Here is a 25,790-nt window from a genome sequence, read left to right as displayed (position 1 = left end):
CCTATTTCAATAATTTATTTCTTATAAATCACAGCGGCTACGTAACAAACGAACAATAGACCAACATTGATTGATTCTGTGATAATAACGTGTGTGCTTGCTCCCGTGAGCAATAAGATAAGTATTAAGACTAAAATACCTGTTGCAAATAGCCCATATAGTAATGGATTAGTGCCTTCTGACGTTTTATTAATATAAAAATGTTTTAATTGTGACACATATGCCGCTACAATTGCGACTGAAGCAACGATTTGTGAATGGCTTACATCTAATAAGTTAGTAGCCATTGGCGTTACTAACAGGTAAGCTACTAGAAAAGCGATATATCTTGCTTTGTAATGTTTATTACGCATATGGTTGAAATATACAAAGAAAATGACTGCAAACAAGGCATTGACGATTTGCCCCATATACATGTACCACTCAGCTTCACCAGTAATAATCATGTTATGCAACGTAATTGAAGTTGACACAGCAACATAGTACCAAAAAGAAGTTGACACGCCTTTGTGTTGTTTGTATTTAATAGTTGTATAAACTTGTGGTAAATAACCAACCATAAAGATTGCCACAACCAAGATGTTTAACATATGTAAAAAGTTTACCATTATTTTCCACCAACGATTACGCCTTGAGAATTAATTTCTAAAGGATTCTCGCCTTTCCATTTATCAATCTTTTGTTTTTCAATAAGCTCTGGTGTTAAAGAGTCATTAAGAATCTTATTTGCTTTTGCCTCACCTTCAGCTTCAATACGTTTCTTCTCAGCATTAGCGCTAGCGATTTGTTTATCCGTTTTTGCTCTTTCTAATTCTTGGTTAGCCTTAACTCGTTCATCGATTGATGCTTGTGTTGCTTTGTCTGCCTCTGGGCTCGATACTGCAATATCTTCAACAATAAAACCTTCTTTTTCTAATCGTTTTTGCAATGTTTCAATAGTATCCTTTTTAATTTCTCCTGCTTTTACACCGAATGTTTCGATAACTGAGTATTTTGATACTGATTGACGCAAGCCATCTTGTACTCTTGTACGTAAATAGCCATTCTCTAATTGTTCAATATCAGCATTACCAAATTTATTAAAGATAGGAACAACTTTAGTAGCATCTACATGATAGTTCACACTGATGCTCATTGTTAAGTTCTTACCATCTGATGTTGCTACATTCAATTTATCGTATTCTTTCGTTTGTGTACGTACAGGATAATCAGTAGTACGTGTCAATGGTGACACTAAATGCCAACCAGCGTTGAGTGTCTTATCTTTTACCCCCGCTGTACTATACATTACTGCTACATTACCTTGTGGTACTTTCTCGATACAAGCAGCTAATAAAAGCAATGCTGCTACTGTTAATGCTCCAATTGTTGCAACTAATCCTTTTGACATTAAATATTCCCTCCATTTTTAATCTCATCAAGTGTTTGATTTACTTGTTCTAGTTCATTTTCAAGCCTACGTATTTCACCCATAGGATAGAACATACCAACTTTTGCTCTAATTTGTTCTTCTAAAATACGTTGTCGTGTCTTTAACTCTGCTTCCATTAACTTTTGCTTTCTTTTACTCTCTTTTGCTTTGCTTAATATTTCACGTTTCTCCTCTAAATGACTAAACACATTCATTAAATATGAAAGTAATAAATACAAAACAACAGCAATGATGATTATGATTATAGCTCCTAAGATAAATAGCTTCATTTTAATTTCAACAACTCTTTTAATTCCGGTTTGTCTTTTAGAATATCACGCAATACAGCAATAAAACTTTTTCGAAAAATATCTTCACCTGAATAGTTATAAATCGCACAATCTCTGATTAACGGCTTAATTTCACGCCATTCTAAATGTTCATGCAACTTATCAACCACATTAGACAAATCCTCTAAGTCATCTAAATCTTTGTAATCGTCTAGTTTTAATTGAATTGCGTACACAACATAAGTATTTCCTTCTGATTCAAATTTTCGGAATGGGTGTACATTATATCCAGCCATATAGAATGCACCTAACTCTTCTTCACCCAATTCCTCAAATGTTGTAAACACTGGTGTTCTTTGTAATAATGCGTCTTTGCTTTCTGTAACAGTGTAATTAAACTGTTTAATAACATTTGTAAATTCTCTTTGTTTTTCTCTTTTTTCTTGTAACTCGCCTTTTAACTCGTCTCTTGAATAAATCAAACCTTCAAACTTAACTAAATCACTCATTATAATTCCACCTTCCATTAATTTATTTTTATAAATTCTCAATAACCTCACCAATAAAACTTTCCAATACTTTTACATTAATTGAATTTCCTGCTTGTTTATACAATTGAGCATCTGCTTTAATTAATTCACCATTCTTATATGTATCAGCTAATGCTTTTTGAGCTTCATAAAATTGTTTGTCTGTAAAACCTTGAAGTCTCCAGTATTCTAAAGGAGTTAAACCTCTAATATGTATGTTATTATCCACTAGATAGTTAATATCTTTGGGGTTAATCAGCTTAGAATAATCTTCTGTGTTGTATAACACAAAATTATTAGTCCTAGCCGCCTTTCCACCTTTAGCCACTAAACAACAAGCTAATTCATTATGTTTTAACACTGTCATTCTACCTTTAAAGTTAGGATTGTTGTTTGCTAGAGCCAAAACTGATTGCTTAGAAAGTATGTATGATTAACTTGCTTTTGGCTCTAAATAATCGCCAATCACACGCTGTTTTTGCTTTTGAATGTCGGGAAACTCGAATTTGCCCCCTAATATACTTACAACAAAGACACGAGGTCGGCTTTGAGCCTCACCAATATCTCTTGGACTTATAATTTTGTAACTAGAAGTATATCCTAAGCTATCTAACTCATTTAAATAAGCGTCAAAGTTATGTTTATGATTCTTATTCAATACAGATTTAACATTCTCCCAGATAACAACCTTGGGCTTACATTCTGATACAATTCTAACTGTTTCCCACATTAAAGATGATTTTGTTCCACTATTTTTATCTCCACCTTCTTGTTTACCCGCTATACTAAACGATTGGCAAGGTGAGCCGTGGAACAATAAATCAACATCTTTAATTGTTGTACCGTTAACTAATCTTACGTCGGATAAATTTTTACTTTTATCACGTTCACCTTAAAACTATATAATACCAAGGAGAGAAATAATGAAAAAGATTAGAATGTTGAGCTTATTCTCTGGCATTGGAGCGCCAGAAACAGCGATTAAAAACTTAGGATATGACCTAGAGCTCTTAAATTTTTGTGAGATAGACAAGTATGCTTCTACCTCATATGAAGCAATTCATAAAGAAAATAAAAGTAAAATTTAATCTTCTTCATTAAACCATGCTTCAAGTATGTTTAATGTACTCGTGTCTATGTATAAATTTAAATCGTGATACGAATAATAACCAACAACATCTACATCGTCGTATCCTACTTCATCACCGTTCCAGTCTGAATGCCACATTAATTTACTATAATCAAATGTTTCAAAATCAAACATGGTAATATCACCTTATTTAAATAATTTATTTTTATTGTTTAGCTGACTCAATGCGTCCAATTGCAACATCGTAATATTCTTTATCTAGCTCATAACCAATATAGTTTCTACCTGTATTCATACAAGCAATTGCTGTTGTGCCACTGCCGACACAGTTATCCAGTACCGTATCTCCCTCATTTGTATACGTTTTAATCAACCACTGAAATAACTCAACTGGTTTCTGAGTAGGGTGTATTTTCCCTTTCTGACTAGCATTACTAACTTCGATTACCGATGTAGGATAGTACTCATCATTCCATGATTCATACCTTTTAGTTTCGCCATAACATCTGCCACCTTTTTTACCTGTATTCCCTTTATTTCTAAACTTTCCTTTGCGCATAATAGGATTGTATACGGGAGGTTTTTTGTAGAAAATAAGAATACTTTCATGACTTCTTAAAGGCATACGTTTTGCATTTAAGAATCCGGTAGGTAAACTCTTCTTCCAAATTAAATCGTATTTGAACATTTTAGGATTGCTATTAACAAGTCGTGATTCAAAAGGTTGGGCTGCTGTAAGTGCGATAACGCCATTATCTTTAATAACCCGCTTATACTGTTCCCACAACTTTTCTAAATCAATAACTATATCCCATTTATTCCTAGTGGTTCCATAAGGCAAATCACATAATATCATATCAACTGATTTATCCGGTATTCTTTTCATACCTTCTAAACAATCTTCGTTATAAATTTTGTTAAGTTCAATCATTTCGAAACACCTAATTTCTCTAATTCTTCAAGCACTTTCTCCCAAGAAATGAACCCTACACCATTAGTGAGCTCCAATACAGCACCGTAAACAAACTGGTTCGTACTGAACTCCGCTCTGTCAGGGTTGTTGTAAGGCTTGCCATGTCCCTGACGAATATCAGAACAATAGCAGAGTACTGGTTTATTAAAAATCTTTTCTTGTTCTTCAATTTCATCTTGTAGATGTTCATATGAATCAGTCTCATAGCCCTCAGTATCATACCTTACAATTTCTGACTCCTCTTCTAAACGTTCAATAGTTTTTTGAGCTTGATGCTTCATTCCCAAAACAATACCCAGTTCTGCAATTGTTCCTAATCCCTCATTAAGAATATCAAATACAAAAATATCTGATTCTTGCATAGCTTTAAAATCATTGCGTAAAATACGCTCAGCTAATCCTTCTTGTACTGCATTTTGTTTGTCGTTAATTGATTTATCCTTGTGCGGTGAATAAGGTGTCACTCCTACAATATCCTCTACTATATTATGCTGTTTCTCACGATACTCGACCATAGCTTCGTTTAACAGATGTCCACCCATATAAACTACTTTATCTTTAATATGATTTGCCATTTTTCTCCCCCTAAAACAAGCCTTTATCAAACATTAAGTCATAAACTTCATTCTTATCAAATAACTCAAAATCGTCTTTTTGCAACCACTCTAAATCACTCAACAAATTGCTTAACTTGTCATGTTTTTTATGCTCAATAATTTTTGATAACTCTTCAATTACTTGTTCTAAATTGTTTGGTCTAATGTATGTATAGTTTGTCATATTTTCACCTTATTTAAATAATTTATTTTTAATAACCTTTCCAATTTAGCTGCTCATAACTAATATCACCATTCTTAAACTTGATGAATCCATATCTTAAAAAGTCATGAATACAAACTTCAAAGATGGTTGCGTCGTTTTTCTCGCTATAATACATCTTTTCAATTTTAATATCTCTGAGTTTAATTACTTCTAACTTAGCCATTAAGCCTTTTAACTCATTTTCTGGTAATTTCCATTTATCTTCTGGCAGTCTGGCGAACAGCTTCTTAGTATTATTAAGCTCAATAATAAACTCTTTAATATCTAAATACTCATGAAAAGGTATTACACGGCTACTCAACTTCTTTCACTCCATCTCTAATTTCATCTAAAGATGACTCAAGCGTGTTAATCTTGTCTAACAAATATTCATTTTCGTTTTTTAATTGTTCACTTTTAGTTACTGTGTCGCTAATCACTTTTTCTGCCGCAAGCCTTGATTCAATTAATTCAAAAAGAATAATGTTCGTATCATCAGCGTCCAATGATTTTTCCAATAAATTATTACCGTTTTTGTTCATTACAATATTTTTGATAACGTATTCTTCTTCATCTCTTTCCAACAGTACATAAAAACTTGGCATTGTAATCTTGTAATCATTTTTGTTTTCCATATGCATATCCACCTTTTAAATTTATTCAGCATAACCGGCAAACTGTAAATTAGAATCCTTCAGAATGATATTTACTGTTTCAATATCAAATTCATCAACGTCCGGCTCTGTCGTAAGCAAAATGTTTTTCACATTAATTTGTTTAGCGCCATTGGTGATAAAGGTTATCCACGTGTCACCTAAATCACTCTTGATAAAGCTGAAGCTGCCTGTAACCTTACCGTCGGCACTTTCACATTTATAACTCTTGTCATACACAATTTCTTCAATCATAACGTCTCTCCTACATCTTTTGTAATAACTCATCACATTTTAAACCAATGTGTTCAAGTGTGCTTTCAAGGTTTTCTCCACTAAATAGTGCTTCTTCGCATTTATCGAAGAATTCTGTTAAAGTCATTGCAATCTCTCTGTGCAATAAATAAAGATTCTTAGTCTTTTCCGTGCTCATTTTCGGTCTCCTTATTCCATTTTGAATTATCTTTCAGTAGTTTTTCTTCGTGTAGCAATTCGTTCAAGCATTTAAGTTCTCCTTCATCATAGAAAAACACTTTTGCTAAGTATCTTCCAAAATTATCAGATTTATAAGTTTGCACATAAATATCCATCTCAAAGACTTTCTCGATAACAAATTGTTTGGCTTCTGCATATAGCGGCTGCCCACGCTCAGGCGTATCAACATTTAACAAGCGAAGTCTTTTGTCTGCGTATGTCTTGAAGCCGTAATCTAACTGTACGTCGATGGTATCTCCATCAACTACATTGACGCACTTTCCTTTGAATATATACAATTTATCTTCCATTTTATTTTCCTTTTCAATTAATTTATTTACTAATGATAAGACACATCAGTAACTTCTTTGTCTTCTCTAATTTGTTTAAATGTTGGAAAGCGTAAACTTAGTTTCCCGTCTTTATCACTTGACTCTTCAAAATAACCAACTTCAACAATCTTATTGACGATTAGTTCAGGCTCTTGCCAATACTTAATTCTTTCTTTTTCCGTAAACCCAGAACCTACTTGTAACTCATTCCCTTTATATTCAACAACGATACTTCCTAACTTACCACCACGAGTGTGTTCAACTACTCGTGACACTTTCAAATCAGCGTTATAAAAAGTTTTAAATTTTAGTAACGTCTTTGTTCGTGTAGTTGTATAGAAAGCATTAATATCATCTAGCATAGTCCCCTCATATCCTAATTCTTCCATTTTCTTTTGAACACGTTGAATCTCTGCTAGGTCATTTCCTTGATACAAGGACTTAACATTTGTGAAATACTTGCGTCCTTGTTTGTTTCCATTCGTATATGTATTAAGTAAGCCTGTAAGCTCAGCAAGTTGCTCACGTCGTTTAATGTATTTAAGTTTTGACTTACCGTCTTTAAATTCTTCTAATGGCATACAATCAAACATAATATATTGAATATCTGACTTAACACCATCTTTTCTTAATCGACTTGAAGTAACTTTGAATAGTTTGTCGCTACTTAAATCATTATCGTTAAATGCTAAAAGTTCACCATCAAACATCATTGGTTGCTTATGTTCCTCGTAGAACGCTTCTAGAGCTTTCTCAAAAGTAATCAAGCCCTTATACTCTTTACCGCTTCGTGCGAATAATTTCACTCCTTCTTCATCTACCAAGGCTACGCAACGATGCCCATCAATCTTTACACTTTGAGAATAAATTACGTTTGGTTTTAACTCTCCTTCAAATTTACTTCCTTTGCGCACGTCAAATTTAAAAATAAAGTTTTTACCAAACACTTTATTCAAAGTAATCTTACTTACACCAGCAGGATAATCTTTAATAATGATGCTTTTAACAAAATTAGCAACATCTTCTCCATATTCTTTTTTAAATGCTTGGATATACCCTTTTGCTAACGCAATGTCTTTGTCCTTACCAGAGTTGTTTCTCTTCAAGTAGTCCGTTAATACTTGCAAATTTGGAATATCGACCTCTACTGGATTAACTGGTTTGGCAATCTTTTTTGTGGACAGCCCAGTTGTGATTAAGTCGTCGTATAAGAATTTTAAAACATTTTGTAGTAATTCATCATTCTTGTTATTTCGTAAAATATTTTCTTTCACGATTCTACTAGAAGTTTTCTTCAAACTTTCAAGCACTTCGTACAATTTCTGAATCTCCATGATAACCTCCTTGTGCTACTAAGCACGCTTTTGTATTTACGGCATGTTTTTTTAATTCAGGAATAAGGCGATGAAGCTCACGTGATTTGTAATTATAAAATGACAATTGTTTCTTTGTTTCTTTACATTTTTTATCATTTAATTTATTCTCTAAAGCATTAATAGTTGAATCAACCGTTTGTAAGTATGGCTCTAATGCTTCGATAAACTTGTTGATTAATTCTAAATCTCCCTCATCTAAAGCCTTATATCCTAACTTTTCAATATCATCTACCAATGATTGTGTTTCTTTCACTTCATTATGTAATTTACTCATATGTTGCTCTCCTCTTTGTCTTATGTGTTTGTTTATATTTATATTATACCACATAACCATAAGGATAACCAATAAAATATTTTATTTTTGATTAACTAAAGTATCATTGCGCTTAACTTTGATTGCCGTGTTACCAGCCATAATTTCTTTCGCTTCCTCAGAAAAATGGTCAAACCAAGAGTTTAATTTCATAAACTTATTAACTCGATTCTTTTGCCGTTTTTTCAATTGGTTTAATTTCTTCTTTCCACCTAAATCGTTAAACGATTCTTTTGCTTCAAAGCATCTTTGCTTCCATGCTCGTCTTTCTTGTAAGACATTTTGTAATTCTTTGCATAGCACCCAAGCCTCATATGCATTAAAATTTCTTGTCTCAATATCATGGTACAATTCATTAACTTTTGCAGCTGACTCATTAATCATTTGTCTAGCATATGTAATTTCACTTTCTAATTCCTCCAAATACTGCTGTGTGTTGTTCACAATAATCGTCCCTCTCACTTTTATCCTCCTCTCTATTTCAAATAATTTATTTCTTTAATCATTATATGCTCTAATTTACAACAAGTCAAGAGAATATTTTAAATATATTCTCTTTCTAGTTTAAAAGTGACTTCGCCGTTCTTTCCTACATAATCAATTAGCTTTGTTGTCGTGGAAGTGTTTGAATCAGCATATCTCTTAGCGACAAATTGATTACCTCTTCTAAATCCACTAACAATTAATAAATTCCCTTTACCAAACCAACTATCCTCAACTATCTTGCCATTTCTTTTTACTGCCTTGTTGTAGTAAGAGAAATTTCCTTGATACTTAATTGGTACTACTGAACCATCGGTAGCAATAATTGTGACCATATTCTTTGTAGCGTTCTTAGAAATCACAACACCGGCAATTGAATCGATTTTGTACTTAGGGAACTCTCTTCCTTTAAACATAAATGTATCAACTATTTGGGGTTCTTCAGGCAATTCATTGTATCTGCTTAGGTTGTACATTTTACTGTCTACTTGAGATAGCTCGTGTTCATGGTAGTAGAACGACAATGTTTCCATTTCCCATTTTGAATAACTACCTAAAGCATATTTAATCCACTGCTTATTCAATTCATAACTCTGTACTTTCTTAAGTTGCTCATCAGACTTTAACCATTCTTTAAGGTCTTTAATCTTCTTATCGAACACTTTCTTGAACTGCTTCTCATCAACTTCATAATAGTTACTTGTAACATTTACGACACCTGTGTTACCAAACAATTTGTCGTACAATTCCATATCTTCAACTTTAAATATCTTAACATTATATTTACCTTGCTTCTCTTTTCTGACCACTTTGTTCTTAAATGATTCTCTAAATAGCACCATTTCTTCTTCTGGTCTACCTTCAAGAATACCGGACTCAATTAATGTCTTAATATTTTGCATAGTCAAAGTTTCAGGGACTTTAGTTATATGTTTGATAACTTCCATCATCGCTACTTTACGTGACTCGCAAATGTTATCTAACATGCCAGACTTAACCATATTAATTAATTGTGTGTTTGTAACCAGTTTATTGTCATATAGCTTAGTAAGTACATCTTCGATAGAGTTGTATGGTCTGTTTTCGATAATATGGTGCGTTGTCTTTGAGTTTAATGACTTAACAGGCTTAAGTCCATAAATGATTACATTGTGTTCAGCGTCAGGTGTAAACGCAAAATCAGACTTGTTAACATCAGGTAACTTAACTTCTACACCGAACTCTTTAATCTTACCAATACCATTAGCAATCTTTTCATGGTCTACGAGAAATTCACTATCTTCTGATGTAGCGCCACTGTCAACGTTTAAACACGCTGTTTGCCAATAGATTGGATTGTAGAACAAGTTGAGATGTAAATTCTGAATACCGATGATTGAGTACAGATTAGAGTGAATGGAACTGAATGCATAACTGAACATTGGTGTGAATTGAGTTTCCCATACATAATCAAGTAAGTTTTTGCTTGTTCCTTGTTTCTTACCTTTACGATAAAACAGCAATTTTATTTCATCTAAAGCCGCTCCTTTTGGCTTTGCAATAGCCTTTCTGAGCTTATTCTGCTCTTCTACAGTGAAGTTTGCGATTCTAGGGTCTCCAGATAGTCCCATAGCTTGTTCTTGCACAGGAGAGACTCCTAACGTATGTCCAATATGCTCTTCCATAACCTTAATTTCGCTATCTGTTAATCCCCACTCATTCATTTCATCATACCAAGTTTGAATGTTTTCTTTATGCTTAATGAAAATGTCCATTGGTGGTTCTTTACCTTCTTGTGACTGCAATCGCATTAATGAGTTAGCAGCACTGAATTGTTCAAAGTTTTCAGGCTTGATTCTCTTTAATGTTTCAATACCAATATTAGTGTTGAATTGGAATGTATCGTTTACTATCCCTCTTGAAGCTAATTCATAGTAACGTTTATCCTCATGATTAAGTACACGTGGGTGTAGATACTCGTTAAATGTATCTTTTAGACTTCCTTTTGATTCAATCACACCGTCTTTTTCCATCAATTCTAAGGTGCTTCTAATCCTATCCAAGTTATCAATCGATAATAAGTCAAACTTTACTAAACCCATGTACTCACTATCTTTAAGCGACCATTGAGTAATACTTGCTTCTCCTTTTGCCGCTTTCATCATTGCACTGTGTTTATGAATCTCATCATTAAAGATGATTACTCCACCAGCATGTTGTGATTTAGCAACGACAATACTTTCTAAACCTAAAGCTGTTTTCAATAATTCTGGATACTTTTCCATCTCATTAATAAATTGTTGTTGTTTCTTTCTACCTTTTTCTTCATTGCCATATAAACAGTCACTGAGTGTATACTGTTGTCCACGCTCAGTTGGAATCAAACTAGCAATATATTGGGCTTCTGTATCCTCGATTCCCAATCCTCTTGCTGCTATTTTAATACAAGATTTAGTACCAGCTGTTGTAAAAGTAGCAACATTTAGAACCTTATCTTCACCATATTTATTCTTTAATGCTCGAATAACTTCTTGTCTTCGTTTACTTTCTATGTCTACATCTACGTCCTTATACACCGTTAGTTTCCTAATACTTTAACACTGAATTAACAGTCGGAATAGACTATATCACCATACATATGTATGTAAATGCGCTTCCACCTGTGACAAAATCAGGCGTACTCCTTTACAGGATAGTCGTTGCACGTTCCTTTGAACTAAAGGCTTCGCACAGTATTACCAGCTATCTATTTTTATTAATAGACCTTAGGCTCTCTTAGTCAGCTGCTTCGTCTTTTAATTTATTTCCATTATCTCCTTGTAAGGCTTGAATGGTAGTCTTATTCAACTGATACTGTTAGCACTTAGAATAATTCTAAGCACACCGCTTTGTCTTGCGTTCACATTTAATCCCCAATAATTTAGGGAAATCTTGACGACTTTTATGCAAATGTCTGAAATGTGGCATATTTTTATGTTCTAATGGATTAACTTGAGTAATTCCAAGTAAGAACAATGATAAGAAACCACCAGATGACCCACGTCCACTGCCAACTAATGAACCAGAATATCCGTTACAAGTATCTTCTTCCCAAATTGTGTTGATTATATCACGCACAGTAATATAGTATGAGCTTACTGTTTGATTAATCTTATCTCCTACACCTAAAATCTCTTCCATTTCAACATCTAGCCTTGCTAATATTTGATGAAACTCTTCTTTAGTTATATCTTCTTTGTGTAGCTCCCTCAGATAACCTTCCTCTAACAAATGAAGCATATATCTTTCGTCTTTCTTATCAGAATACGCTAATCTTTCAAGACTCTTATATTTGTCATAAGCGGGCTGAAACAAGTGCTTTAACTCAAATTCAGGAATCTCGGCTCGTGGAATAATTGGTGAATGGGCTAAGTCATAATCCTCTGATTTATCGTATAATTCCGTTGTAGTTTCTAGCGCTTGTTTGACCACGTCTTCACCTAAATAGTAAGCCATTTGTTTATAAATATCGTCTACACTATGCATATATGTATACTTATAGAACTCTTCTACCTCACGCTCTTCATTTTTAGAGTTGAGAAATGCAGCATGAATTGTAGCATGAGACTTGTTGGCGTAATGTGTGTCACAAGCAACTATATATTTTAAATCAAATTCTTTAACAAACTCTAATAAGTTTTCATTAACATAACGTTGCACGGGTGTATCCGCTGGCTGTAATTCAATGTAAAAATCGTCTTTACCAAATGTATCAACACACCATTGAACTTCATTTTTAGCTTTGTTGTGTGCTTCTTGAATCTTTTCTTTATCAAAAGTTTGTTCCATAAGCATTTTTTCTTGTAAATATAAGCAGATTGGGCTTCCAAGACATGCGCTGCTTGCCATCAATGTTCCTTTATACTCATCTGACTGCGCTACTTCTCTTAAATATGCTTTTTCAGTTGGAACACGTTCCATAATAGAACTACTAAAAAACGAATTCTTCCACGCTTGTGAGCTTAATTTACTTAATGCTTCAAAACCTTTTCTATTCTTTGCAATTAAACAAAAATGTGGGAATTTTGTTTTTCCGCTTTCATAGTTGTCTCTAACCTCTTCCAAGCTATCAACGAGATAGATTTCATTGCCCAACAGCATTCTAAAATCTTCTCGTAATTCTCCACTAGCTTTCATCTCTTTCACTGTTTTAATCATATCGACAGCGCTAGAAAGTGATTCATGTTCAGTAATACTCATACCTTTATAACCATATTGTTTGGCTGTCTCGATTAATTGTCTTGGTGAAGTAATCGCATCTGTTAAACGCAAGTTAGAGTAATATGAATGGTTATGGTGTAGTACATATTCGTTTCTTTCTGCCATTTTATCACCTTAGAAATTTATTTTATTTCTTTTTGTTCTGTAATATTTAGCTTTTCGAGCCCTGTTTAGCTTCTTTTCTTCTGATTTCATCATCATCTCTCCTCCAAGATTTTATAGTCATATTCTCTGCTTTCTTTGCCGTCTGAAATATGCACTCTAGAAGTTGGGTCGTCTTCATCAACATGCTTTATTAGCGAATCGATTGTATCAAATGCAGGTACTTTTCTGTACCATTTTTTGTAAGTATATTTACCTTCAGATGATTTAATAATGTCTAATTTCCATTCCTCACGAAACACGTAGGTACCTTTAACCTCGATTGTAAATGATTCGGCTTCTTCAGTTGGTACAAAATAATAATCAATACTCAACTCACCATTTTCATCATCAAATAACGTAAGATAGTCTCCTTGTTCTGATTCTACTCGAAGCTCTTCTCCAAGCCACGATACAGATGACCTTACCTCTAACTTAATGCTATCTGATTTGTATTTATTTCTTAATTTTTCTTCAAACTCAACTACTTTATCTGCATATTTAACAAGCAATCTTTCCATAATTAATCCTCCAAAATTGTATAATCGAATTCTACCTCATTGTTGCTGTAAGTAACTTGCTTAGACAATGTGTCGTGCTCAATTACGTGTTCCACTAATGAATCAATATCAGTAAAACTATGAGTAGAAACATAATCACGCCAGTTTTTATAAGTAAAATCACCATTTTCTAGCTTTATAATTTCTAAATCCCAACTCTCACGATAAGTAGCCGTTTCATCAACAGTGATAGAAAATTCCTTATCATTTTTCATTGGCGCATAGTGGTATTTAACCTCTAACTCACCATCTTCATCATAAAACATAAAGAGATAGTCTCCTTGCTCACACTCCACACGTAACTCTTCTCCAAAATATGACGTGTAAGATTTTACCTTTAGCTCAATATCTTCTACTTTATACTTCTCTCTAATTATCTCTTCAAATTCAATTATTTTATCAGCGTGTTCCAATAGTAACCTTTTCATGTTATCTTCTCCTTTGAATTAAATTTCAATTTGTCTAATAATAGTATTTGTATTCTCATTCGGATAACCCAATGCATTACAATAATGCTTCGTGTCAGCAACCTTATACATTACTTGATGTTCATGTACGTGCCCGAAAAAGTTAATCGGCGCAATCAATTCACTAACCTCACATTTATATGAACCGATTGAACCATCACTTAGATTCTTTCTATGAGATGATGTTGTGATTAACGGATAATGTGAGAGAAATACATCTGGCTTTACTTTCTCACTTAAAATGTTCTCATAAATTACTTTGTCATAAGTGTTGTACAACTTGGGCTCTTCTGTAATGTACTTGCTATCATTCATGAATTCACGATAGAATCTAACTTCCTCTTCTGTTGTTGGTAGGCTAGTCATAGTAGCACCAGCAAATGTAACCCCTTTATACACTTCGGAATTATCACTATACATACTATTAAAGAAAGTCACATTGCCTAATTGTTTAACTAACTCTGATAATTCTTTAGCCCGCAATTTACTTTCATTTTTATATTTTTTCGTTTGTTGTTGAGATACTAAATAATAGTCATGATTACCACTCACAAAGAATACTTTATCAAATTGCTTAGAGAACTCCTCTAGCACCCACATTGTGATTCTATTGTAATGTGAAATATCTCCAGCAATAACTAACACTTCCTTGACTTTTAAATTACTTCTTTCAATTAAATTATTAATAAACTCTTTAACTTGTTTTTCGTGTTTGATTTGGTTGTTATTGTGTTTAACCCAATTATCAATATGTAAATCACTAATATATGAAATATTCATTTATCTAACTTTCTCCTTATAATTTTTGCAATTATTTTATCTTTAAAACCTAGAATTTATCACACGTCTAAGTTTTCTATAATTAAATTTAAACCGAACACTGACATGAGAAGCATGCCAGTAATAACAAAGCCCATAAACGATGTAGTTATCACATTAACTGTTACGGAGAGTGATAAGTATAAAAGAACAACTCCCAACCATAATTTTGCTTTCCTGTTTTCCATCTGATATTTCTCCTTTAATCAAAGACTTTTCACCTTTTTAAATTTAGTCTCAAGCTGTTCAATAGAATTCTCATCAACTTTAACTTTTCCATGATAATCTGTATACAAATACGTTTCTTTTCGTTTACCAGTCTTAGCGAAATAATCGTCTGAAAATTTGATAGTAAATACTCCAAAGCCTTTTAATGTAGTACCAGTCCCATAGTAATCATCGTCCAGTGCCACAGCTCTGAATAGTTCATTCATTCATAGTCCTCCCGTGTCTTATCTTCTTTTTCAATCATTTTCATTCTGTCATGCAACATTCTGAAAAATTGATACCTATATCTATCTGTTAAAGCGTATTTATCCATGCGTTCTTTCACTTCGTTGAGTAGCTGTTCCCACATTTTTTCATATTTCATTATTGCCTCTCCTTTCATAATTAAATTATTTAAACTTAGCTAATTGAGTTATATTTGCCCTAGTTCCGAACATTTCGCCTTTTTTATAAATATCATGCCGCTCCATTTTAAACCCATCATTTTTTAAATATTCAATTGCTTCTTCTTTCTCGACAAAGTAATAGTCGTCTAAAGAATAACTTTCATTATTTGGAAAATAACTCGTATATTCAATTATAAACATATTTTTCACCACTCGATTATTATTTTGAATGCTTGTGTTCAGGAAGTCTCGACTCTTCCTCTTACTGGAATTCAACTCCTACGCCTAATTTCACTATATCTGCTTTGTATCCTAAATATGCAAGCCCTGACATAAAACCATCAATTTTTTCTTCGATTTTATCGTGATAAGTATCTCCTTCAAGAATCACTTTGCCGTTGGTATCTCGTAAAGCAACATATTCGTCCCCCGCTTCCACCATTTCTGTGCGTAAAAAATATAATTTTTCCATTCAATACCTCTCCTTTGTTATAAATTAATTTATCTCGAAAACCAATACTGTTTTGCACTTTTTGGAATCAACCCAATATCTTCGTCTGCTAAAATAATCATATAATCATTACTTTCCGCCCATGTTTCTATTTTACTTATAACTTCTTCTGTAGTCATTACCGCTAATTCTGATGCTTCAACTTCTCCTTGATTTAACAAAAATTCTCTAGCTTGCTTTTCTTGCGACCGCACACAAAATGTCATATTAATTTAACTCCTTTTCTACATATATCTTGTTATCAATCACTCTACAGCAAAATTAAACTCTTCTTTGTTTTTCACATTAGCACTTCCGTATTTAGCTCATACACCTTGATGAAAGCATATCCATCTTTTTGAATATCGAGACTGAAATCTTCCCGTAACTTAATAGAATGATTACTTGTGGCAGGAAACACTAAATTTTTATACATCTTGAAATCATCAAATAATCTATTATATTTATATTCTCTACCTCCCATATTGAACGCTTTGTAGCTTTCAATTTCTTTAATCGCTTTAGCTATGTTTGTATACACATAATTACTCTCCAATTCAATATGGTCTTCATAATATTCCCCATTGTAATAACATGGTTGATATACTTTCATTTAAAACATCTCCTTTAATAGTTCTACGTTTGCACTTTACTTTTTACAATCTTTCAATAAGCACATACTCTAAGAAATATGCGGGATTACCAGTTTTCTTATTTACTTCTTCAACTTTACTCATTGCTTCTTCTTTAACATCATAAATTCCAATCATGTTACTATCACCGTTGTACCCCATTATTTCCCACAGACGTACATACTATCGGTCAAGTCGATATTATAATTTCGACCGTTTTGCGAAACTTCCATAAAAATTATCCTCCGCACGTATTATTTCAAAACATTCAATTCTTATCTAATAAATATCTCGTTATCAATCTTTCTATAGCAAAATCAAACTCTTCTTCATTCTTTACGCCAACTCTTTCATATTTAGTTTTTATAGTCACATAATCGCTAAAATACATTTGAGATATTTCAAAAATCTCGAATGTGTCTTTATATCTCAAAGCCAATACAAAAACGCTTCCATCATCGGTTGCAAAACTATTAGAAATTTTTACTTCAACTTCTTTGTTGTCAATATAAATTATTTTATTTTTATTGTTTATAAATTTTAAATATACATCAGTAATTATATCCATATTTCCACCAACTAAATCTCAACATAAGGTGTCAACATTTTAATTGTGGCTACTATCTTATCTACATCGTCACCAATAATGTACTGGTCATCTTCGTAATGTTTAAATCCTTCTTTTAACAAGTAGTACTCTGCTTCGTCGAAACTACGAAAAAATGAACCATCTGTCATATTATCTTTCTCACCGCCCCAGTCGTAAATTCTATATTCTACAATATAAACTCGCATAATATTCTCTCCTTTTGATTTTGGTTATCATATCACTTCATAACTATATATTAAATTATTAAAATCGTCAACACTATATAGCTCATTAATCAGTTTCTTCACTCCTGCTTCATCTGAAATATAAGCACTGACAAAATCTTTTGAATATTCTTCCTTATATCTTTCTCTAGAAAATAGTACAAAACACTTTAGCTCATCATTTGAGTTATTTGCTGAATATCTTATATTTCTAATGCATTTTTCTATTACTGCATATTTTTGTGTTTCGTCATTATAATAATTACCCCACTTTTTCATATAATAATTATTACTCTCGAGTTCCTCCATAGCGTCAACGTCTGAATCGAAAAGTACAGAAGATAAATACTTGTTTCTAGTGTCATAATAATTTACCACACACAGACTCATTTTTAAGTCTCCTTTTTCATTTATTTTTAATATCGCTTAAATTTTATAACTATTTTTTACATTTTACCATTTCTCTGTTTGCAAACTAATCTATTATAAATTTTCTATTCATGTTATATATTTAATTTATCTTTTTAAATAACTTGGTACTGTTACATGCTGTGGGTAAAAGACTATACCATCATAGTATCACTACTCTGTTAAATAACTTGGTACTGTTACTAGAAGATTACTACATGTACCGAATTTATAGTATCACTACTCTGTTAAATAACTTGGTACTGTTACCTCTAACCAATCTAACGTCAAACATTGGCGAGTAGTCTAACTCGGTATTTGTGAGCTAGATTTCAAACTGATTATTCAGTTTACCTTTCGAGTGTATTTCGTTTTATATATCGTTAAAAATTATGTATTTACCTTGTTAAAACGACACTTTCTCGATTTTGTGACATGATACTGCCACGATGCTATGACGTTTAGCACCTTGCGATATTTAATTTATTAATTTATTTTCAATACTTAATTTTTTGTGCCTTACATTGCGCTTTTATTTCTTTTTCAACATTGAGCATTGAAAGGTTTCTTGCGGCATTTAAATCAGCGTTAGTTTTATGCCCACAATTCACACATTCAAACTTCTCTTGACTTTTTCGGCTCTCTTTATCGATATAACCGCATTTATTACATCTTTGAGAGGTAAATTTAGGAGAAACTTTTTTCACCTCAATACCTACTGCTATTGCTTTATTCTCAATTTTTTCTTGTAAATCAAAATAACTCCAACGCTTCAGAAATGTGTCGTTTTTCGAGATACCTTTCAATTCTTCCATTTGAATAATTGAGCAATTATTTTTCAATGCGGTATCAACAATAAATTTAGCATAACGATGATTTGTTAGTTTTCTAAAATTGCTGACTTTCTCTCTAAGTTTTTCTAACGGCTTTAGTTTCGTTGCTCTGCCATGTCCGCTTCTGTTGCTAGAGTGATATTTCAACTGATTTCTCATGCCGTTCCTTCTAGCTTCAACGCCATTTCTAAACTGCTCAATTTCTCCACCATTTATATATTCAGACACTGGTGATTCACTAACAGCCATATATGCCGCTTTTGATACTCCTAAGTCAACACCTAATACTTTATTCGGAATCAAATCGTTATCGTCTTTTACTTTATGTCTATAAGCAATGATTAAATAGTTAGTTAATTTATTTCCTTTCTTTTTAACGTGAATATGACTATCTCTTAAATCATATTCACCACTTGTTAATCTGTCTAATATAACTTTTTCCTGTCCTTTAGAGCTAAGTAAAAATTTGATTCTTGTACCATTCTTCCCTTTTCTGCCAAGCTCTTTCGCTTTTTCAGGACTTAGCAAAGTCAACTCAGCATAATATTTCCCACTTTCTTTTGTGATAAAAATCATTCTTGAAGTTATAGGGACTGGTTGATTTCTTTTGAAAGTAATGTTGCTTGCGTTCCCATTTAATATTTTTTTCATGTTATATTTTACAACCTTTTCACCCTCACGAGCCATTAAATTGAAATATTCTCTGTATAAATCTCCTTTATTTAATTCTTTATCTTCTCTTGCGCATTCGCTGTTATAGGCTGAAAATGTCTTACCATATCTCGTTTTAAAATACTTATCATATGTTCCTTTACCATGAATGTTTTCATATTCTAATTTCTCAATTACGTTCATGTAAGTTCTAGTAGCTGCTTTATTTTTAACTCTAAAGCAAGCGTAGTCTAAATCTCTTAACACTTTACCAGCAAAATCCCAATCTCCTTCATCAACACCTACTGGTTTAATTAGCTTAATCCCGTACGATTGCACGACATATTTTTCTTTTTCACTTTCCATTCGTTTCACCTCATTTAATTTTTTTTCTTTGTTACACTTAATACTATACAACCTCATTTTCTATATGTCAACAATATTCATTAATTTATTTTTAATCTTTTCATAATCTGTATAATCACCGCCCAAATAAAAAGGTGCGCTTAAAAAATAAACACATCTTACTAATATATAAAACATATTCTCTTGCCCAACAAGAACAAATGTTCTACAATGTGTGTGTGAGGTGACAGAATGATTGATAAAAACTTACCTGAAGAATATCAACATATAACTGATTATCGTAAAATACCACGACATTTACTTAACCCAAGAATACCCAAAGGACGTGGCTCTGTGAAGTGGCAACCATTTAAAACTATTCCTGAACAATATGAAATGATAAAGCAATATGAAGAAAATCAAAACAAAATAGATATGCCACTACTTTCTGAAGAACAAATACAAGATGTAAACCAAAAACTTCAATATGTTGTGTATAATAATAGTTATATAACAGTAGAATACTGGAAGAATGGTTATATGCACTCAGTTAAGGGTTACATTAAAACTATTGATGAGCTAAATCAAAAGGTTCAATTAACCAATGAACGTTCTACCGATTCTATTTGGTTACCGTTTGATTGTTTATATGATATAAAAATTTAAATAATAGGAGATGTTGTTTATTGTCTAATTTTACTTTCCCCGACCCATTTAGAAAGAACATGGAAATTTTTCAAAGAATGAGTAGAGCCGTCTCAAGGACAAATGCATTGAGACCACAAATTAGATTGGCTCAAATGTATAACAAGGAAGTTTTACCTGAACTCAACAGTACGCTTGAAATTAGCCGACAATTAAATAAAATTTACAGAGATTTTTATTTTCAGTTAAATAAGCCGATATTAGAGTTGGCAGCACAACTTTCTAAGATACAAACTCCACAGATACTTAGCGTTCCTCCTCAAGTTAAACTTCCCGTCTTAAACATTTCTACTGGTGAGAAGATATTAAGAGAAATTGAAAATGATGATTCAATAATTGAAGAAGCTGTTTCAAACATAGAGAAAATAGAAAAACAAGATTTTAGTTTACAACAGTCGTTTTTCACTTTTCAGCTCCTCGACCAGCTACTCGATACTCTGAATACTGGGAGAGTAAAATACCCAAAAACGACTTATGTTATTAACGACTTCAGCAAATCTATTAGTGATTTTTACGAACAAATGATTTATGAATATTTATTTAGTAAAATATTCGGGTCGCTCCCAACCGGTCTCGTAGAGCAAATGCCATTAATTTTCATAAACATACTTATTGGCTTGATTGTTTGCATCGGTTGCCAGAAATTATCAAAATAAAAAGAGATAGCTCAACACTATCTCTTCCTTTTCTACATTCTATTCTTAGCATACTCACTATAATTTCGTGTCTTATCCTTGGGATATTTAATCTGACAACCAAATAAGAATAATAAAGCGAACACTGGCGATAAGAATACAAATAACTCAATGTTAAACAAGATACGAATAACATTAATCAACGCATCTACAAGCAATACTCCTACAACCAATAATCCTGACAATACAATCAATAAAATTAACTTTTTATACCAAACTTCATAATTCATAATATCTGCAATTTTCTTTGTTAGTTCTTTCATTTCTTTTTCCTCCATGAATTTAGTTTCTTTTTAGTTTTTTAATCTCTTTTTGGTGTAATTCAAACATATCGTCTGTTTCAGCATCTTCAAGCAAAGGTAAGACCACATCATGAGCATAAGTATTTAAATTATCTGCTGTTTCTAATTTACTTACTGTTAGATTTATTTTGTTTTCATGGGTAACGGCTATATCGTCCATTTTCATAGCAATCCACTCGAACGGTATAATCAAAGCATTAACGATGTTGCTCAGCCCTTGCAATATATAACTTGGAGTTTTACTAATAAAGGTAGTAATTTTTCTCAAACGTCTTTCTCTTAAAGATTCCTTTAATAATTTTTGCAGCTCTTTGTTGTATTCATTTGCTATTTTAATTTGTTCTGAGTTTAAAAAATTGTCATTACCATGAACTATATACTCTCCCAAAGCACCATATATCAGTCGTCTATTTCTTTTCATATAATTCACCTTCCTGTTATTTTGTTTTCATATCACATACTTATGCTAATCTCGTCCTTTCTGGCATCGTAAAAGTAATGTCTAGATTTTACAGTTAGATTTTTAACCTTATTATCTTCAAAATACCAGCTAATCTGGTATACATAGAGTTTTTCTATTTTCACATGATATATACGGGCAACTTCTAGATTCCCATTTACATCGCCTAAGATTTCAATTATCCAGTCGCCTTGTACGATTACTGCTTTTGTATAGTGGTACTCCGAAACTATGGCTGTTTTATGTATTCTTTCACTTTGACTTATATTAATGAAATTTGGTTGTTTAAAATCGTGACAGCTTACATCATGTTCCTCTTTATTAGCAAGTTTTAATTTAACTCTTTTTTCTAAAGGTGTTCTTAAAAATACTTCTTCATCGATTCCTTTTACAATTGCGACAACTTTCTTCATTCTCTTTCTGTCTACCACAATTGGTTTTACAAGCAAGATTAATGCACCAAAAAAGCAATTGTGAGTAAAGAAGCCTCTATTGTGTTCATTGTTTACCCCCCCCATTTTAGCTCGTTCCATAGCGCTAAGTCTTAATCTCTCCACGACAAATATAGTTCATCTTCGTATATTTCTACTTCAAAACCTTTAAGTTTCAGCGCACTTTCTATAACACTATTTCTAAATTCATATTTATTTATACGATAGAGTGTTCTATCAAATCCTTTTATAGCGTCCTCTCTAGCGGCACGTAATAAATCTCTCAATAACAACTTTTCTTCCGTAGAAAAAACGTATTCTTCAATACTTTCAAATGTCAGTTCTTTAAGGTCTTTAGCATCAGTTTTTGAAATTTCAGTCAAATCTTTTTCTTCGTGCTGAGCATAATCTGCTACATGGTAATTTATTTTCAACGACACTACCACAAACGGTTTATCAATGCGCTGTTTAAACCAATCTTCAGCTTGTTCTTTAGTGTTCGCAATACTACTCAACATTGTTGCATGAACAGGTTTAACCCAATCATCTGCGTGTTCGTTCCAATATCCTTTCGGAAGTTTTGCAACCCAATATTCTTCCATATTTAAACACCCTCTCTTGTCGATTTATCGTTGATTAACTGTAAAGCTACGAGCGAAATGATTATCATGAAAATGTCCCACACAACACCTGCTAAGTTTTCATTAGTAGAATCCCATGTGCCAAATAGCCAAAAAATAAAAATATTTAAATATAATATAAAATTGATTGATTTATTAATTACACTTTCCATAAAATCCTCTTTTCAACATTTATTTGCTTTACCATCACGAATCTTATACTCCAATTTCTTAAACATTCTCTCATTCTTCGCATATAAAGAAGTAAACTCGCCATTACTATTTTTTAAATATGACAACTCTTTTTCTTTATACTTCGCTGTTCCTGCGCCGTACATATCGAATAATACAAAACTATCTTTTCTAGCTATTAAGCCAATATCTAAAGTTATAAAATCGCTATCTGAATTATATTGCTTTTTGTAGTCTTCTAAATCAAGCACAAAATTTTTACCATCTCTCATATACAGGTTTATTAAATCATAGTGCTCAATTATTTCTAATTCATCTAGATTGATTGTTTTAGGATATTTTCTAAAGTAGAGCCTATCCTCTGGAAACAAAACTATCATCAATAAAAATAAAGTTGTCAATGAAATCAACACAAACCCTAGTACACTCATTGTATTCACTCGCTTTCCAAAGGTTCTAAACCTTTATTCAGTTTGATAAGTTCGATTTTCATTTTCTTTTTATATGCCGCAACGAGTTGGTCGATAGTGTAGTATTCATACGCAAAAGCAAAAGGTAGAAGCATTTTAGTTTTGTAATCATAATCGTATAAGCCATATAAATCATACATAAATTGCGTAAAGGCATTTGCATATCCTAAATTACGATTTGCCTTTTCAATAAACTCTATTATTTCTTTTTGTGTGAACTCATCATTAACTTTTTCAGTCCCGTCAAGACATTGATTTGCAATACTCAACCCAAACGTTAACATGTTAGCAAGTTCATTCAATTGCGTTTCTAATGGTTTGCCTTTCTTCTTTTTCCAGTTTTTAAACGTTTCCAGTGTATTAAACCACTTGAAAAACTCAACTACGTAAGCGATTTGGCTATCTTGTAGATTAAGTGTCGGTATTCTATCGTCGAATTCCTTTTGTATCGTTAATAATTCTTCTAATTGCTCTACTGTTAGTATATTAGCCAATCTCATCACCTTTATCCTTTAATTTATCTTTTCTATTTTCTCTATCAAGCGACCTCATCAAACTTTCTAACAACTTAATGTTATCGCTCATGTTCAAAGTCTTTCTTCCTGATTTCTTAATAACACCTTTGCCTACTATCACAATTCCGATGTTAAACGGGATTAAATTAGTATTCTTTACTTCCTCGTATAAGTCTTCAGTCATCACTAAGTAATTGTAATGTCCAACAAACGATAATTTTGCACTACTTTTTAAGTCCTGTTTTGTAACTTTTATTTCATAAGCTCTAAAAACATTTTTGTTGTCGTAAGTTAAAAAATCTACAATCTCTCGACCTTTTCTTAAAGGTTCTATTCCAATGGTTACTTCGTGACACCCATAAATGCTTAACCTATCTTTTAATAATAAGTTATACAAGTATTTTTCTGCTGCTAACGTCTCATTAGATTTCATTTAGTGCTCCTCACTGATTTACACTTGTCTTAGGTTCGCCAACTTGTCTATTTTTAGCATATAAGTTGTATTTTTTAATTGCTTCTTCCTTACTTTCTGCTTCTACAACAGTAAACGCTTGATTACCTCTAGCTTTAGTTGCTTCTGTATACGTTTGACCATAGACATCTACGAAAGTTGTGATTAAGTATTGTGTCATTTCCTCAGCGCCTCCTTGTTTGAAAAACAGTAATATCTATGCTTCGGTTATCTCCAATCAATCAAGAATATCCGATAATGAGATTCAAAACTGCAAACGGTGACATTACTGCTAAGCCTTGTTCGCCATTAGTTCAATCTTCTTGTTATTCAATATCTGCGGCAAAACTGCTTCTAATTGCCAACCTATTTAATGAGTGTGATATTGCCATATTGATAATGAAATTAACCTCTTCCCAATTTTCTTCCGCAAAATTTAGTATCTCCTCGAATTCATCTCGGTCTATATCCGATAAAACATCATCAGTAGATAAGTCAAACTTACTCCTTTCAATCACTTGTTTTAATGTTTCTAATTTAATTCCTTTTGTCATAAATAATTTCTCCTATAAAAATTTAATTTTATTCTAAATAATTAATAATCTTGCTTATATTTAATATTCTGCACCCTCGTTTAATAATTCTGGATTTTGATGTATATTACCTACTACTTCTAAATTTGTGATATTAGATAAAGTATCATTTTTACCTGCACACCAACAAGCTAACTCTCTGTCATAATAAACTTTTTCATAATATTTGTAATATATATTTTCTTTTTTTATGATGTCTCCATCAAATATTTCTATTTTATTTGTATCTAACAACCCAGTTGAATATTCAACTAAATAAGTATTAGGCAATACATCATAAATTTCATCATAATAAAGAGCAACTAATTTTCCATCTGGTGTAATTGCTGGTTGGCATAAAGTTTTATGAAAATCATCTACAACAACATCTTCCACATATTTATTTTTAACTTTATTAAAAATTCTGTATTTATTAATCATCATGATTCTCCTTTTAAAATTCTAGTTTTATATGTTATTCTAATCCTCTTGGTAAACTTTTATTTCATCTAGTATTTTTCAAAGTTCTTGTTTTTTCCAAAATTTTCATATGATACAAAACAACCATAATCTATATCTTTAGTCTTAGGATATTCATCAGTTGTCATCTATGCACCACAACCCCACTCTTTAAACCAG

Annotated in this window: 46 protein-coding genes; 3 read left to right on the top strand and 43 right to left on the bottom strand. The window is 32.2% G+C overall.

Translation table 11 applies throughout. From position 1 onward, the window contains the following. Positions 1 to 14: 14 nt before the first annotated feature. From EL101_RS05490 to EL101_RS05465, 6 genes are all read right to left on the bottom strand, one after another. Positions 15 to 608, bottom strand: a complete 594-nt coding sequence (locus tag EL101_RS05490; protein ID WP_096597340.1) for a PQ-loop domain-containing transporter — start codon at positions 606 to 608, stop codon at positions 15 to 17. Continuing rightward, entirely contained in the window at positions 608 to 1,390 is a 783-nt protein-coding gene (locus tag EL101_RS05485) for a prohibitin family protein (protein WP_096597342.1), read from the bottom strand. The genes EL101_RS05490 and EL101_RS05485 overlap by 1 nt, the downstream gene beginning before the upstream one ends. Next, positions 1,390 to 1,701 (bottom strand): hypothetical protein, encoded by a 312-nt coding sequence (locus EL101_RS05480; RefSeq protein WP_096597344.1) that lies wholly within the window; start codon positions 1,699 to 1,701, stop codon positions 1,390 to 1,392. The genes EL101_RS05485 and EL101_RS05480 overlap by 1 nt, the downstream gene beginning before the upstream one ends. Further along, positions 1,698 to 2,210, bottom strand: coding sequence for a hypothetical protein (locus EL101_RS05475; protein ID WP_096597346.1), 513 nt, complete (start codon positions 2,208 to 2,210; stop codon positions 1,698 to 1,700). The genes EL101_RS05480 and EL101_RS05475 overlap by 4 nt, the downstream gene beginning before the upstream one ends. A gap of 28 nt (positions 2,211 to 2,238) precedes the next feature. Further along, the gene (locus EL101_RS05470) at positions 2,239 to 2,592 is read right to left on the bottom strand and encodes a DNA cytosine methyltransferase (RefSeq protein ID WP_240622718.1); all 354 of its coding nucleotides are present in this window, start codon (positions 2,590 to 2,592) and stop codon (positions 2,239 to 2,241) included. Positions 2,593 to 2,664: 72 nt separating this feature from the next. Next, entirely contained in the window at positions 2,665 to 3,048 is a 384-nt protein-coding gene (locus EL101_RS05465) for a DNA cytosine methyltransferase (protein ID WP_240622717.1), read from the bottom strand. A 106-nt stretch (positions 3,049 to 3,154) separates the two neighbouring features. Between EL101_RS05465 and EL101_RS05460 the strand changes: the two genes are divergently transcribed. Beyond that, positions 3,155 to 3,319 carry a DNA cytosine methyltransferase gene (locus EL101_RS05460; protein ID WP_119529671.1) on the top strand — a complete coding sequence of 55 codons (165 nt, stop codon included), beginning with the start codon at positions 3,155 to 3,157 and terminating at the stop codon, positions 3,317 to 3,319. Here the strand turns inward: EL101_RS05460 and EL101_RS05455 are convergent. From EL101_RS05455 to EL101_RS05335, 27 genes are all read right to left on the bottom strand, one after another. Beyond that, entirely contained in the window at positions 3,316 to 3,495 is a 180-nt protein-coding gene (locus EL101_RS05455; RefSeq protein WP_096597350.1) for a hypothetical protein, read from the bottom strand. The two genes, EL101_RS05460 and EL101_RS05455, sit on opposite strands and share 4 nt — an antisense overlap. Before the next feature lie 31 nt (positions 3,496 to 3,526). After that, entirely contained in the window at positions 3,527 to 4,252 is a 726-nt protein-coding gene (locus tag EL101_RS05450) for a DNA-methyltransferase (RefSeq protein ID WP_164715575.1), read from the bottom strand. Next, entirely contained in the window at positions 4,249 to 4,869 is a 621-nt protein-coding gene (locus EL101_RS05445; RefSeq protein WP_096597352.1) for a nucleoside 2-deoxyribosyltransferase, read from the bottom strand. The genes EL101_RS05450 and EL101_RS05445 overlap by 4 nt, the downstream gene beginning before the upstream one ends. Positions 4,870 to 4,879: 10 nt before the next feature. Then, positions 4,880 to 5,074 carry a hypothetical protein gene (locus EL101_RS05440; protein WP_096597354.1) on the bottom strand — a complete coding sequence of 65 codons (195 nt, stop codon included), beginning with the start codon at positions 5,072 to 5,074 and terminating at the stop codon, positions 4,880 to 4,882. Between the two features lie 28 nt (positions 5,075 to 5,102). Beyond that, complete coding sequence (locus EL101_RS05435; protein ID WP_096597356.1) at positions 5,103 to 5,417, bottom strand: hypothetical protein; 315 nt, start codon at positions 5,415 to 5,417, stop codon at positions 5,103 to 5,105. After that, positions 5,410 to 5,730 carry a hypothetical protein gene (locus EL101_RS05430; protein ID WP_096597358.1) on the bottom strand — a complete coding sequence of 107 codons (321 nt, stop codon included), beginning with the start codon at positions 5,728 to 5,730 and terminating at the stop codon, positions 5,410 to 5,412. Before EL101_RS05430 ends, EL101_RS05435 begins: the two co-directional genes overlap by 8 nt. A gap of 21 nt (positions 5,731 to 5,751) precedes the next feature. Continuing rightward, the gene (locus tag EL101_RS05425) at positions 5,752 to 6,003 is read right to left on the bottom strand and encodes a hypothetical protein (protein WP_096597360.1); all 252 of its coding nucleotides are present in this window, start codon (positions 6,001 to 6,003) and stop codon (positions 5,752 to 5,754) included. A gap of 10 nt (positions 6,004 to 6,013) precedes the next feature. After that, positions 6,014 to 6,181, bottom strand: coding sequence for a hypothetical protein (locus tag EL101_RS13245; RefSeq protein ID WP_164715574.1), 168 nt, complete (start codon positions 6,179 to 6,181; stop codon positions 6,014 to 6,016). Then, complete coding sequence (locus EL101_RS05420; protein WP_096597362.1) at positions 6,162 to 6,533, bottom strand: thermonuclease family protein; 372 nt, start codon at positions 6,531 to 6,533, stop codon at positions 6,162 to 6,164. Before EL101_RS05420 ends, EL101_RS13245 begins: the two co-directional genes overlap by 20 nt. A 29-nt stretch (positions 6,534 to 6,562) precedes the next feature. Beyond that, a complete protein-coding gene (locus EL101_RS05415; RefSeq protein ID WP_240622716.1) occupies positions 6,563 to 7,888 on the bottom strand; it encodes an ATP-dependent DNA ligase in 1,326 nt (441 codons plus the stop codon). Continuing rightward, positions 7,857 to 8,204: a hypothetical protein gene (locus EL101_RS05410; protein WP_096597364.1), complete on the bottom strand. Its 348-nt coding sequence runs from the start codon at positions 8,202 to 8,204 to the stop codon at positions 7,857 to 7,859. Before EL101_RS05410 ends, EL101_RS05415 begins: the two co-directional genes overlap by 32 nt. Before the next feature lie 81 nt (positions 8,205 to 8,285). Next, entirely contained in the window at positions 8,286 to 8,705 is a 420-nt protein-coding gene (locus tag EL101_RS05405) for a hypothetical protein (RefSeq protein ID WP_096597366.1), read from the bottom strand. Positions 8,706 to 8,785: 80 nt separating this feature from the next. After that, entirely contained in the window at positions 8,786 to 11,281 is a 2,496-nt protein-coding gene (locus EL101_RS05400; RefSeq protein WP_096597368.1) for a helix-hairpin-helix domain-containing protein, read from the bottom strand. Between the two features lie 298 nt (positions 11,282 to 11,579). Further along, positions 11,580 to 13,070 (bottom strand): PHP domain-containing protein, encoded by a 1,491-nt coding sequence (locus tag EL101_RS05395; protein WP_096597370.1) that lies wholly within the window; start codon positions 13,068 to 13,070, stop codon positions 11,580 to 11,582. Positions 13,071 to 13,162: 92 nt separating this feature from the next. Further along, positions 13,163 to 13,627: a hypothetical protein gene (locus EL101_RS05390; RefSeq protein ID WP_096597372.1), complete on the bottom strand. Its 465-nt coding sequence runs from the start codon at positions 13,625 to 13,627 to the stop codon at positions 13,163 to 13,165. A 2-nt stretch (positions 13,628 to 13,629) separates the two neighbouring features. Continuing rightward, the gene (locus EL101_RS05385) at positions 13,630 to 14,094 is read right to left on the bottom strand and encodes a hypothetical protein (protein WP_096597374.1); all 465 of its coding nucleotides are present in this window, start codon (positions 14,092 to 14,094) and stop codon (positions 13,630 to 13,632) included. A gap of 18 nt (positions 14,095 to 14,112) precedes the next feature. Further along, complete coding sequence (locus EL101_RS05380; protein ID WP_096597376.1) at positions 14,113 to 14,913, bottom strand: metallophosphoesterase family protein; 801 nt, start codon at positions 14,911 to 14,913, stop codon at positions 14,113 to 14,115. A 245-nt stretch (positions 14,914 to 15,158) separates the two neighbouring features. Next, positions 15,159 to 15,386 (bottom strand): hypothetical protein, encoded by a 228-nt coding sequence (locus tag EL101_RS05375; RefSeq protein WP_096597378.1) that lies wholly within the window; start codon positions 15,384 to 15,386, stop codon positions 15,159 to 15,161. Further along, the gene (locus EL101_RS13240; RefSeq protein ID WP_164715573.1) at positions 15,383 to 15,544 is read right to left on the bottom strand and encodes a hypothetical protein; all 162 of its coding nucleotides are present in this window, start codon (positions 15,542 to 15,544) and stop codon (positions 15,383 to 15,385) included. The genes EL101_RS05375 and EL101_RS13240 overlap by 4 nt, the downstream gene beginning before the upstream one ends. A gap of 25 nt (positions 15,545 to 15,569) precedes the next feature. Continuing rightward, complete coding sequence (locus EL101_RS05370; RefSeq protein ID WP_096597380.1) at positions 15,570 to 15,767, bottom strand: hypothetical protein; 198 nt, start codon at positions 15,765 to 15,767, stop codon at positions 15,570 to 15,572. 61 nt (positions 15,768 to 15,828) lie between these two features. After that, positions 15,829 to 16,038 (bottom strand): hypothetical protein, encoded by a 210-nt coding sequence (locus EL101_RS05365; RefSeq protein WP_096597382.1) that lies wholly within the window; start codon positions 16,036 to 16,038, stop codon positions 15,829 to 15,831. 29 nt (positions 16,039 to 16,067) lie between these two features. Further along, positions 16,068 to 16,283: a hypothetical protein gene (locus EL101_RS05360; protein ID WP_096597384.1), complete on the bottom strand. Its 216-nt coding sequence runs from the start codon at positions 16,281 to 16,283 to the stop codon at positions 16,068 to 16,070. Between the two features lie 74 nt (positions 16,284 to 16,357). Then, positions 16,358 to 16,669: a hypothetical protein gene (locus EL101_RS05355; RefSeq protein WP_096597386.1), complete on the bottom strand. Its 312-nt coding sequence runs from the start codon at positions 16,667 to 16,669 to the stop codon at positions 16,358 to 16,360. 287 nt (positions 16,670 to 16,956) lie between these two features. Next, entirely contained in the window at positions 16,957 to 17,256 is a 300-nt protein-coding gene (locus tag EL101_RS05350) for a hypothetical protein (protein ID WP_096597388.1), read from the bottom strand. 11 nt (positions 17,257 to 17,267) lie between these two features. Then, on the bottom strand, positions 17,268 to 17,483 hold the full coding sequence (locus EL101_RS05345) for a hypothetical protein (protein WP_096597390.1): 216 nt from the start codon (positions 17,481 to 17,483) through the stop codon (positions 17,268 to 17,270). Between the two features lie 27 nt (positions 17,484 to 17,510). Further along, the gene (locus EL101_RS05340) at positions 17,511 to 17,891 is read right to left on the bottom strand and encodes a hypothetical protein (RefSeq protein WP_096597392.1); all 381 of its coding nucleotides are present in this window, start codon (positions 17,889 to 17,891) and stop codon (positions 17,511 to 17,513) included. A gap of 515 nt (positions 17,892 to 18,406) precedes the next feature. Beyond that, positions 18,407 to 19,759 (bottom strand): RNA-guided endonuclease InsQ/TnpB family protein, encoded by a 1,353-nt coding sequence (locus tag EL101_RS05335; RefSeq protein ID WP_164715572.1) that lies wholly within the window; start codon positions 19,757 to 19,759, stop codon positions 18,407 to 18,409. Between the two features lie 231 nt (positions 19,760 to 19,990). On the opposite strand from EL101_RS05335, the gene EL101_RS05330 reads away from it, so the two are divergent. Together EL101_RS05330 and EL101_RS05325 are read left to right on the top strand one after the other, a co-directional pair. Next, entirely contained in the window at positions 19,991 to 20,404 is a 414-nt protein-coding gene (locus EL101_RS05330) for a YolD-like family protein (protein ID WP_096597396.1), read from the top strand. 20 nt (positions 20,405 to 20,424) lie between these two features. Then, complete coding sequence (locus tag EL101_RS05325; protein WP_096597398.1) at positions 20,425 to 21,099, top strand: hypothetical protein; 675 nt, start codon at positions 20,425 to 20,427, stop codon at positions 21,097 to 21,099. Positions 21,100 to 21,131: 32 nt separating this feature from the next. Here EL101_RS05325 and EL101_RS05320 read toward each other — a convergent pair whose 3' ends face one another. The 10 genes from EL101_RS05320 to EL101_RS05275 form a co-directional block, all read right to left on the bottom strand. Continuing rightward, positions 21,132 to 21,401 carry a hypothetical protein gene (locus tag EL101_RS05320; RefSeq protein WP_096597400.1) on the bottom strand — a complete coding sequence of 90 codons (270 nt, stop codon included), beginning with the start codon at positions 21,399 to 21,401 and terminating at the stop codon, positions 21,132 to 21,134. Positions 21,402 to 21,420: 19 nt separating this feature from the next. Beyond that, the gene (locus EL101_RS05315) at positions 21,421 to 21,861 is read right to left on the bottom strand and encodes a hypothetical protein (protein ID WP_096597402.1); all 441 of its coding nucleotides are present in this window, start codon (positions 21,859 to 21,861) and stop codon (positions 21,421 to 21,423) included. Between the two features lie 32 nt (positions 21,862 to 21,893). Beyond that, entirely contained in the window at positions 21,894 to 22,433 is a 540-nt protein-coding gene (locus EL101_RS05310; protein WP_096597404.1) for a hypothetical protein, read from the bottom strand. An 11-nt stretch (positions 22,434 to 22,444) separates the two neighbouring features. Further along, positions 22,445 to 22,933: a hypothetical protein gene (locus tag EL101_RS05305; protein ID WP_096597406.1), complete on the bottom strand. Its 489-nt coding sequence runs from the start codon at positions 22,931 to 22,933 to the stop codon at positions 22,445 to 22,447. A 203-nt stretch (positions 22,934 to 23,136) separates the two neighbouring features. Continuing rightward, positions 23,137 to 23,574 (bottom strand): hypothetical protein, encoded by a 438-nt coding sequence (locus EL101_RS05300; RefSeq protein WP_096597410.1) that lies wholly within the window; start codon positions 23,572 to 23,574, stop codon positions 23,137 to 23,139. Positions 23,575 to 23,579: 5 nt separating this feature from the next. Next, positions 23,580 to 24,107 carry a dUTP diphosphatase gene (locus EL101_RS05295; RefSeq protein ID WP_096597585.1) on the bottom strand — a complete coding sequence of 176 codons (528 nt, stop codon included), beginning with the start codon at positions 24,105 to 24,107 and terminating at the stop codon, positions 23,580 to 23,582. Next, a complete protein-coding gene (locus EL101_RS05290; protein ID WP_096597412.1) occupies positions 24,100 to 24,561 on the bottom strand; it encodes a hypothetical protein in 462 nt (153 codons plus the stop codon). Before EL101_RS05290 ends, EL101_RS05295 begins: the two co-directional genes overlap by 8 nt. A 10-nt stretch (positions 24,562 to 24,571) precedes the next feature. After that, positions 24,572 to 24,760, bottom strand: coding sequence for a DUF1381 domain-containing protein (locus EL101_RS05285; RefSeq protein ID WP_096597414.1), 189 nt, complete (start codon positions 24,758 to 24,760; stop codon positions 24,572 to 24,574). Positions 24,761 to 24,905: 145 nt separating this feature from the next. Next, positions 24,906 to 25,133: a hypothetical protein gene (locus EL101_RS05280; RefSeq protein ID WP_096597416.1), complete on the bottom strand. Its 228-nt coding sequence runs from the start codon at positions 25,131 to 25,133 to the stop codon at positions 24,906 to 24,908. 60 nt (positions 25,134 to 25,193) lie between these two features. Further along, positions 25,194 to 25,595, bottom strand: coding sequence for a YopX family protein (locus EL101_RS05275; RefSeq protein ID WP_096597418.1), 402 nt, complete (start codon positions 25,593 to 25,595; stop codon positions 25,194 to 25,196). Positions 25,596 to 25,790 lie beyond the last annotated feature (195 nt).

The organism is Staphylococcus delphini (assembly GCF_900636325.1).
GTDB classification, from domain to species: domain Bacteria; phylum Bacillota; class Bacilli; order Staphylococcales; family Staphylococcaceae; genus Staphylococcus; species Staphylococcus delphini.
This window is presented reverse-complemented; position numbering and strand designations above follow the sequence as displayed.

Coding starts and splice junctions, on each gene's coding strand:
- EL101_RS05490 (WP_096597340.1), bottom strand. CDS start 608: ATGGTAAACTTTTTACATATGTTAAACATCTTGGTTGTGGCAATCTTT.
- EL101_RS05485 (WP_096597342.1), bottom strand. CDS start 1,390: ATGTCAAAAGGATTAGTTGCAACAATTGGAGCATTAACAGTAGCAGCA.
- EL101_RS05480 (WP_096597344.1), bottom strand. CDS start 1,701: ATGAAGCTATTTATCTTAGGAGCTATAATCATAATCATCATTGCTGTT.
- EL101_RS05475 (WP_096597346.1), bottom strand. CDS start 2,210: ATGAGTGATTTAGTTAAGTTTGAAGGTTTGATTTATTCAAGAGACGAG.
- EL101_RS05460 (WP_119529671.1), top strand. CDS start 3,155: ATGAAAAAGATTAGAATGTTGAGCTTATTCTCTGGCATTGGAGCGCCA.
- EL101_RS05455 (WP_096597350.1), bottom strand. CDS start 3,495: ATGTTTGATTTTGAAACATTTGATTATAGTAAATTAATGTGGCATTCA.
- EL101_RS05450 (WP_164715575.1), bottom strand. CDS start 4,252: ATGATTGAACTTAACAAAATTTATAACGAAGATTGTTTAGAAGGTATG.
- EL101_RS05445 (WP_096597352.1), bottom strand. CDS start 4,869: ATGGCAAATCATATTAAAGATAAAGTAGTTTATATGGGTGGACATCTG.
- EL101_RS05440 (WP_096597354.1), bottom strand. CDS start 5,074: ATGACAAACTATACATACATTAGACCAAACAATTTAGAACAAGTAATT.
- EL101_RS05430 (WP_096597358.1), bottom strand. CDS start 5,730: ATGGAAAACAAAAATGATTACAAGATTACAATGCCAAGTTTTTATGTA.
- EL101_RS05425 (WP_096597360.1), bottom strand. CDS start 6,003: ATGATTGAAGAAATTGTGTATGACAAGAGTTATAAATGTGAAAGTGCC.
- EL101_RS13245 (WP_164715574.1), bottom strand. CDS start 6,181: ATGAGCACGGAAAAGACTAAGAATCTTTATTTATTGCACAGAGAGATT.
- EL101_RS05420 (WP_096597362.1), bottom strand. CDS start 6,533: ATGGAAGATAAATTGTATATATTCAAAGGAAAGTGCGTCAATGTAGTT.
- EL101_RS05415 (WP_240622716.1), bottom strand. CDS start 7,888: ATGGAGATTCAGAAATTGTACGAAGTGCTTGAAAGTTTGAAGAAAACT.
- EL101_RS05410 (WP_096597364.1), bottom strand. CDS start 8,204: ATGAGTAAATTACATAATGAAGTGAAAGAAACACAATCATTGGTAGAT.
- EL101_RS05395 (WP_096597370.1), bottom strand. CDS start 13,070: ATGGCAGAAAGAAACGAATATGTACTACACCATAACCATTCATATTAC.
- EL101_RS05390 (WP_096597372.1), bottom strand. CDS start 13,627: ATGGAAAGATTGCTTGTTAAATATGCAGATAAAGTAGTTGAGTTTGAA.
- EL101_RS05385 (WP_096597374.1), bottom strand. CDS start 14,094: ATGAAAAGGTTACTATTGGAACACGCTGATAAAATAATTGAATTTGAA.
- EL101_RS05380 (WP_096597376.1), bottom strand. CDS start 14,913: ATGAATATTTCATATATTAGTGATTTACATATTGATAATTGGGTTAAA.
- EL101_RS05375 (WP_096597378.1), bottom strand. CDS start 15,386: ATGAATGAACTATTCAGAGCTGTGGCACTGGACGATGATTACTATGGG.
- EL101_RS13240 (WP_164715573.1), bottom strand. CDS start 15,544: ATGAAATATGAAAAAATGTGGGAACAGCTACTCAACGAAGTGAAAGAA.
- EL101_RS05370 (WP_096597380.1), bottom strand. CDS start 15,767: ATGTTTATAATTGAATATACGAGTTATTTTCCAAATAATGAAAGTTAT.
- EL101_RS05365 (WP_096597382.1), bottom strand. CDS start 16,038: ATGGAAAAATTATATTTTTTACGCACAGAAATGGTGGAAGCGGGGGAC.
- EL101_RS05360 (WP_096597384.1), bottom strand. CDS start 16,283: ATGACATTTTGTGTGCGGTCGCAAGAAAAGCAAGCTAGAGAATTTTTG.
- EL101_RS05355 (WP_096597386.1), bottom strand. CDS start 16,669: ATGAAAGTATATCAACCATGTTATTACAATGGGGAATATTATGAAGAC.
- EL101_RS05350 (WP_096597388.1), bottom strand. CDS start 17,256: ATGGATATAATTACTGATGTATATTTAAAATTTATAAACAATAAAAAT.
- EL101_RS05345 (WP_096597390.1), bottom strand. CDS start 17,483: ATGCGAGTTTATATTGTAGAATATAGAATTTACGACTGGGGCGGTGAG.
- EL101_RS05340 (WP_096597392.1), bottom strand. CDS start 17,891: ATGAGTCTGTGTGTGGTAAATTATTATGACACTAGAAACAAGTATTTA.
- EL101_RS05335 (WP_164715572.1), bottom strand. CDS start 19,759: ATGGAAAGTGAAAAAGAAAAATATGTCGTGCAATCGTACGGGATTAAG.
- EL101_RS05330 (WP_096597396.1), top strand. CDS start 19,991: ATGATTGATAAAAACTTACCTGAAGAATATCAACATATAACTGATTAT.
- EL101_RS05320 (WP_096597400.1), bottom strand. CDS start 21,401: ATGAAAGAACTAACAAAGAAAATTGCAGATATTATGAATTATGAAGTT.
- EL101_RS05315 (WP_096597402.1), bottom strand. CDS start 21,861: ATGAAAAGAAATAGACGACTGATATATGGTGCTTTGGGAGAGTATATA.
- EL101_RS05310 (WP_096597404.1), bottom strand. CDS start 22,433: ATGGAACGAGCTAAAATGGGGGGGGTAAACAATGAACACAATAGAGGC.
- EL101_RS05305 (WP_096597406.1), bottom strand. CDS start 22,933: ATGGAAGAATATTGGGTTGCAAAACTTCCGAAAGGATATTGGAACGAA.
- EL101_RS05300 (WP_096597410.1), bottom strand. CDS start 23,574: ATGAGTGTACTAGGGTTTGTGTTGATTTCATTGACAACTTTATTTTTA.
- EL101_RS05290 (WP_096597412.1), bottom strand. CDS start 24,561: ATGAAATCTAATGAGACGTTAGCAGCAGAAAAATACTTGTATAACTTA.
- EL101_RS05285 (WP_096597414.1), bottom strand. CDS start 24,760: ATGACACAATACTTAATCACAACTTTCGTAGATGTCTATGGTCAAACG.
- EL101_RS05280 (WP_096597416.1), bottom strand. CDS start 25,133: ATGACAAAAGGAATTAAATTAGAAACATTAAAACAAGTGATTGAAAGG.
- EL101_RS05275 (WP_096597418.1), bottom strand. CDS start 25,595: ATGATGATTAATAAATACAGAATTTTTAATAAAGTTAAAAATAAATAT.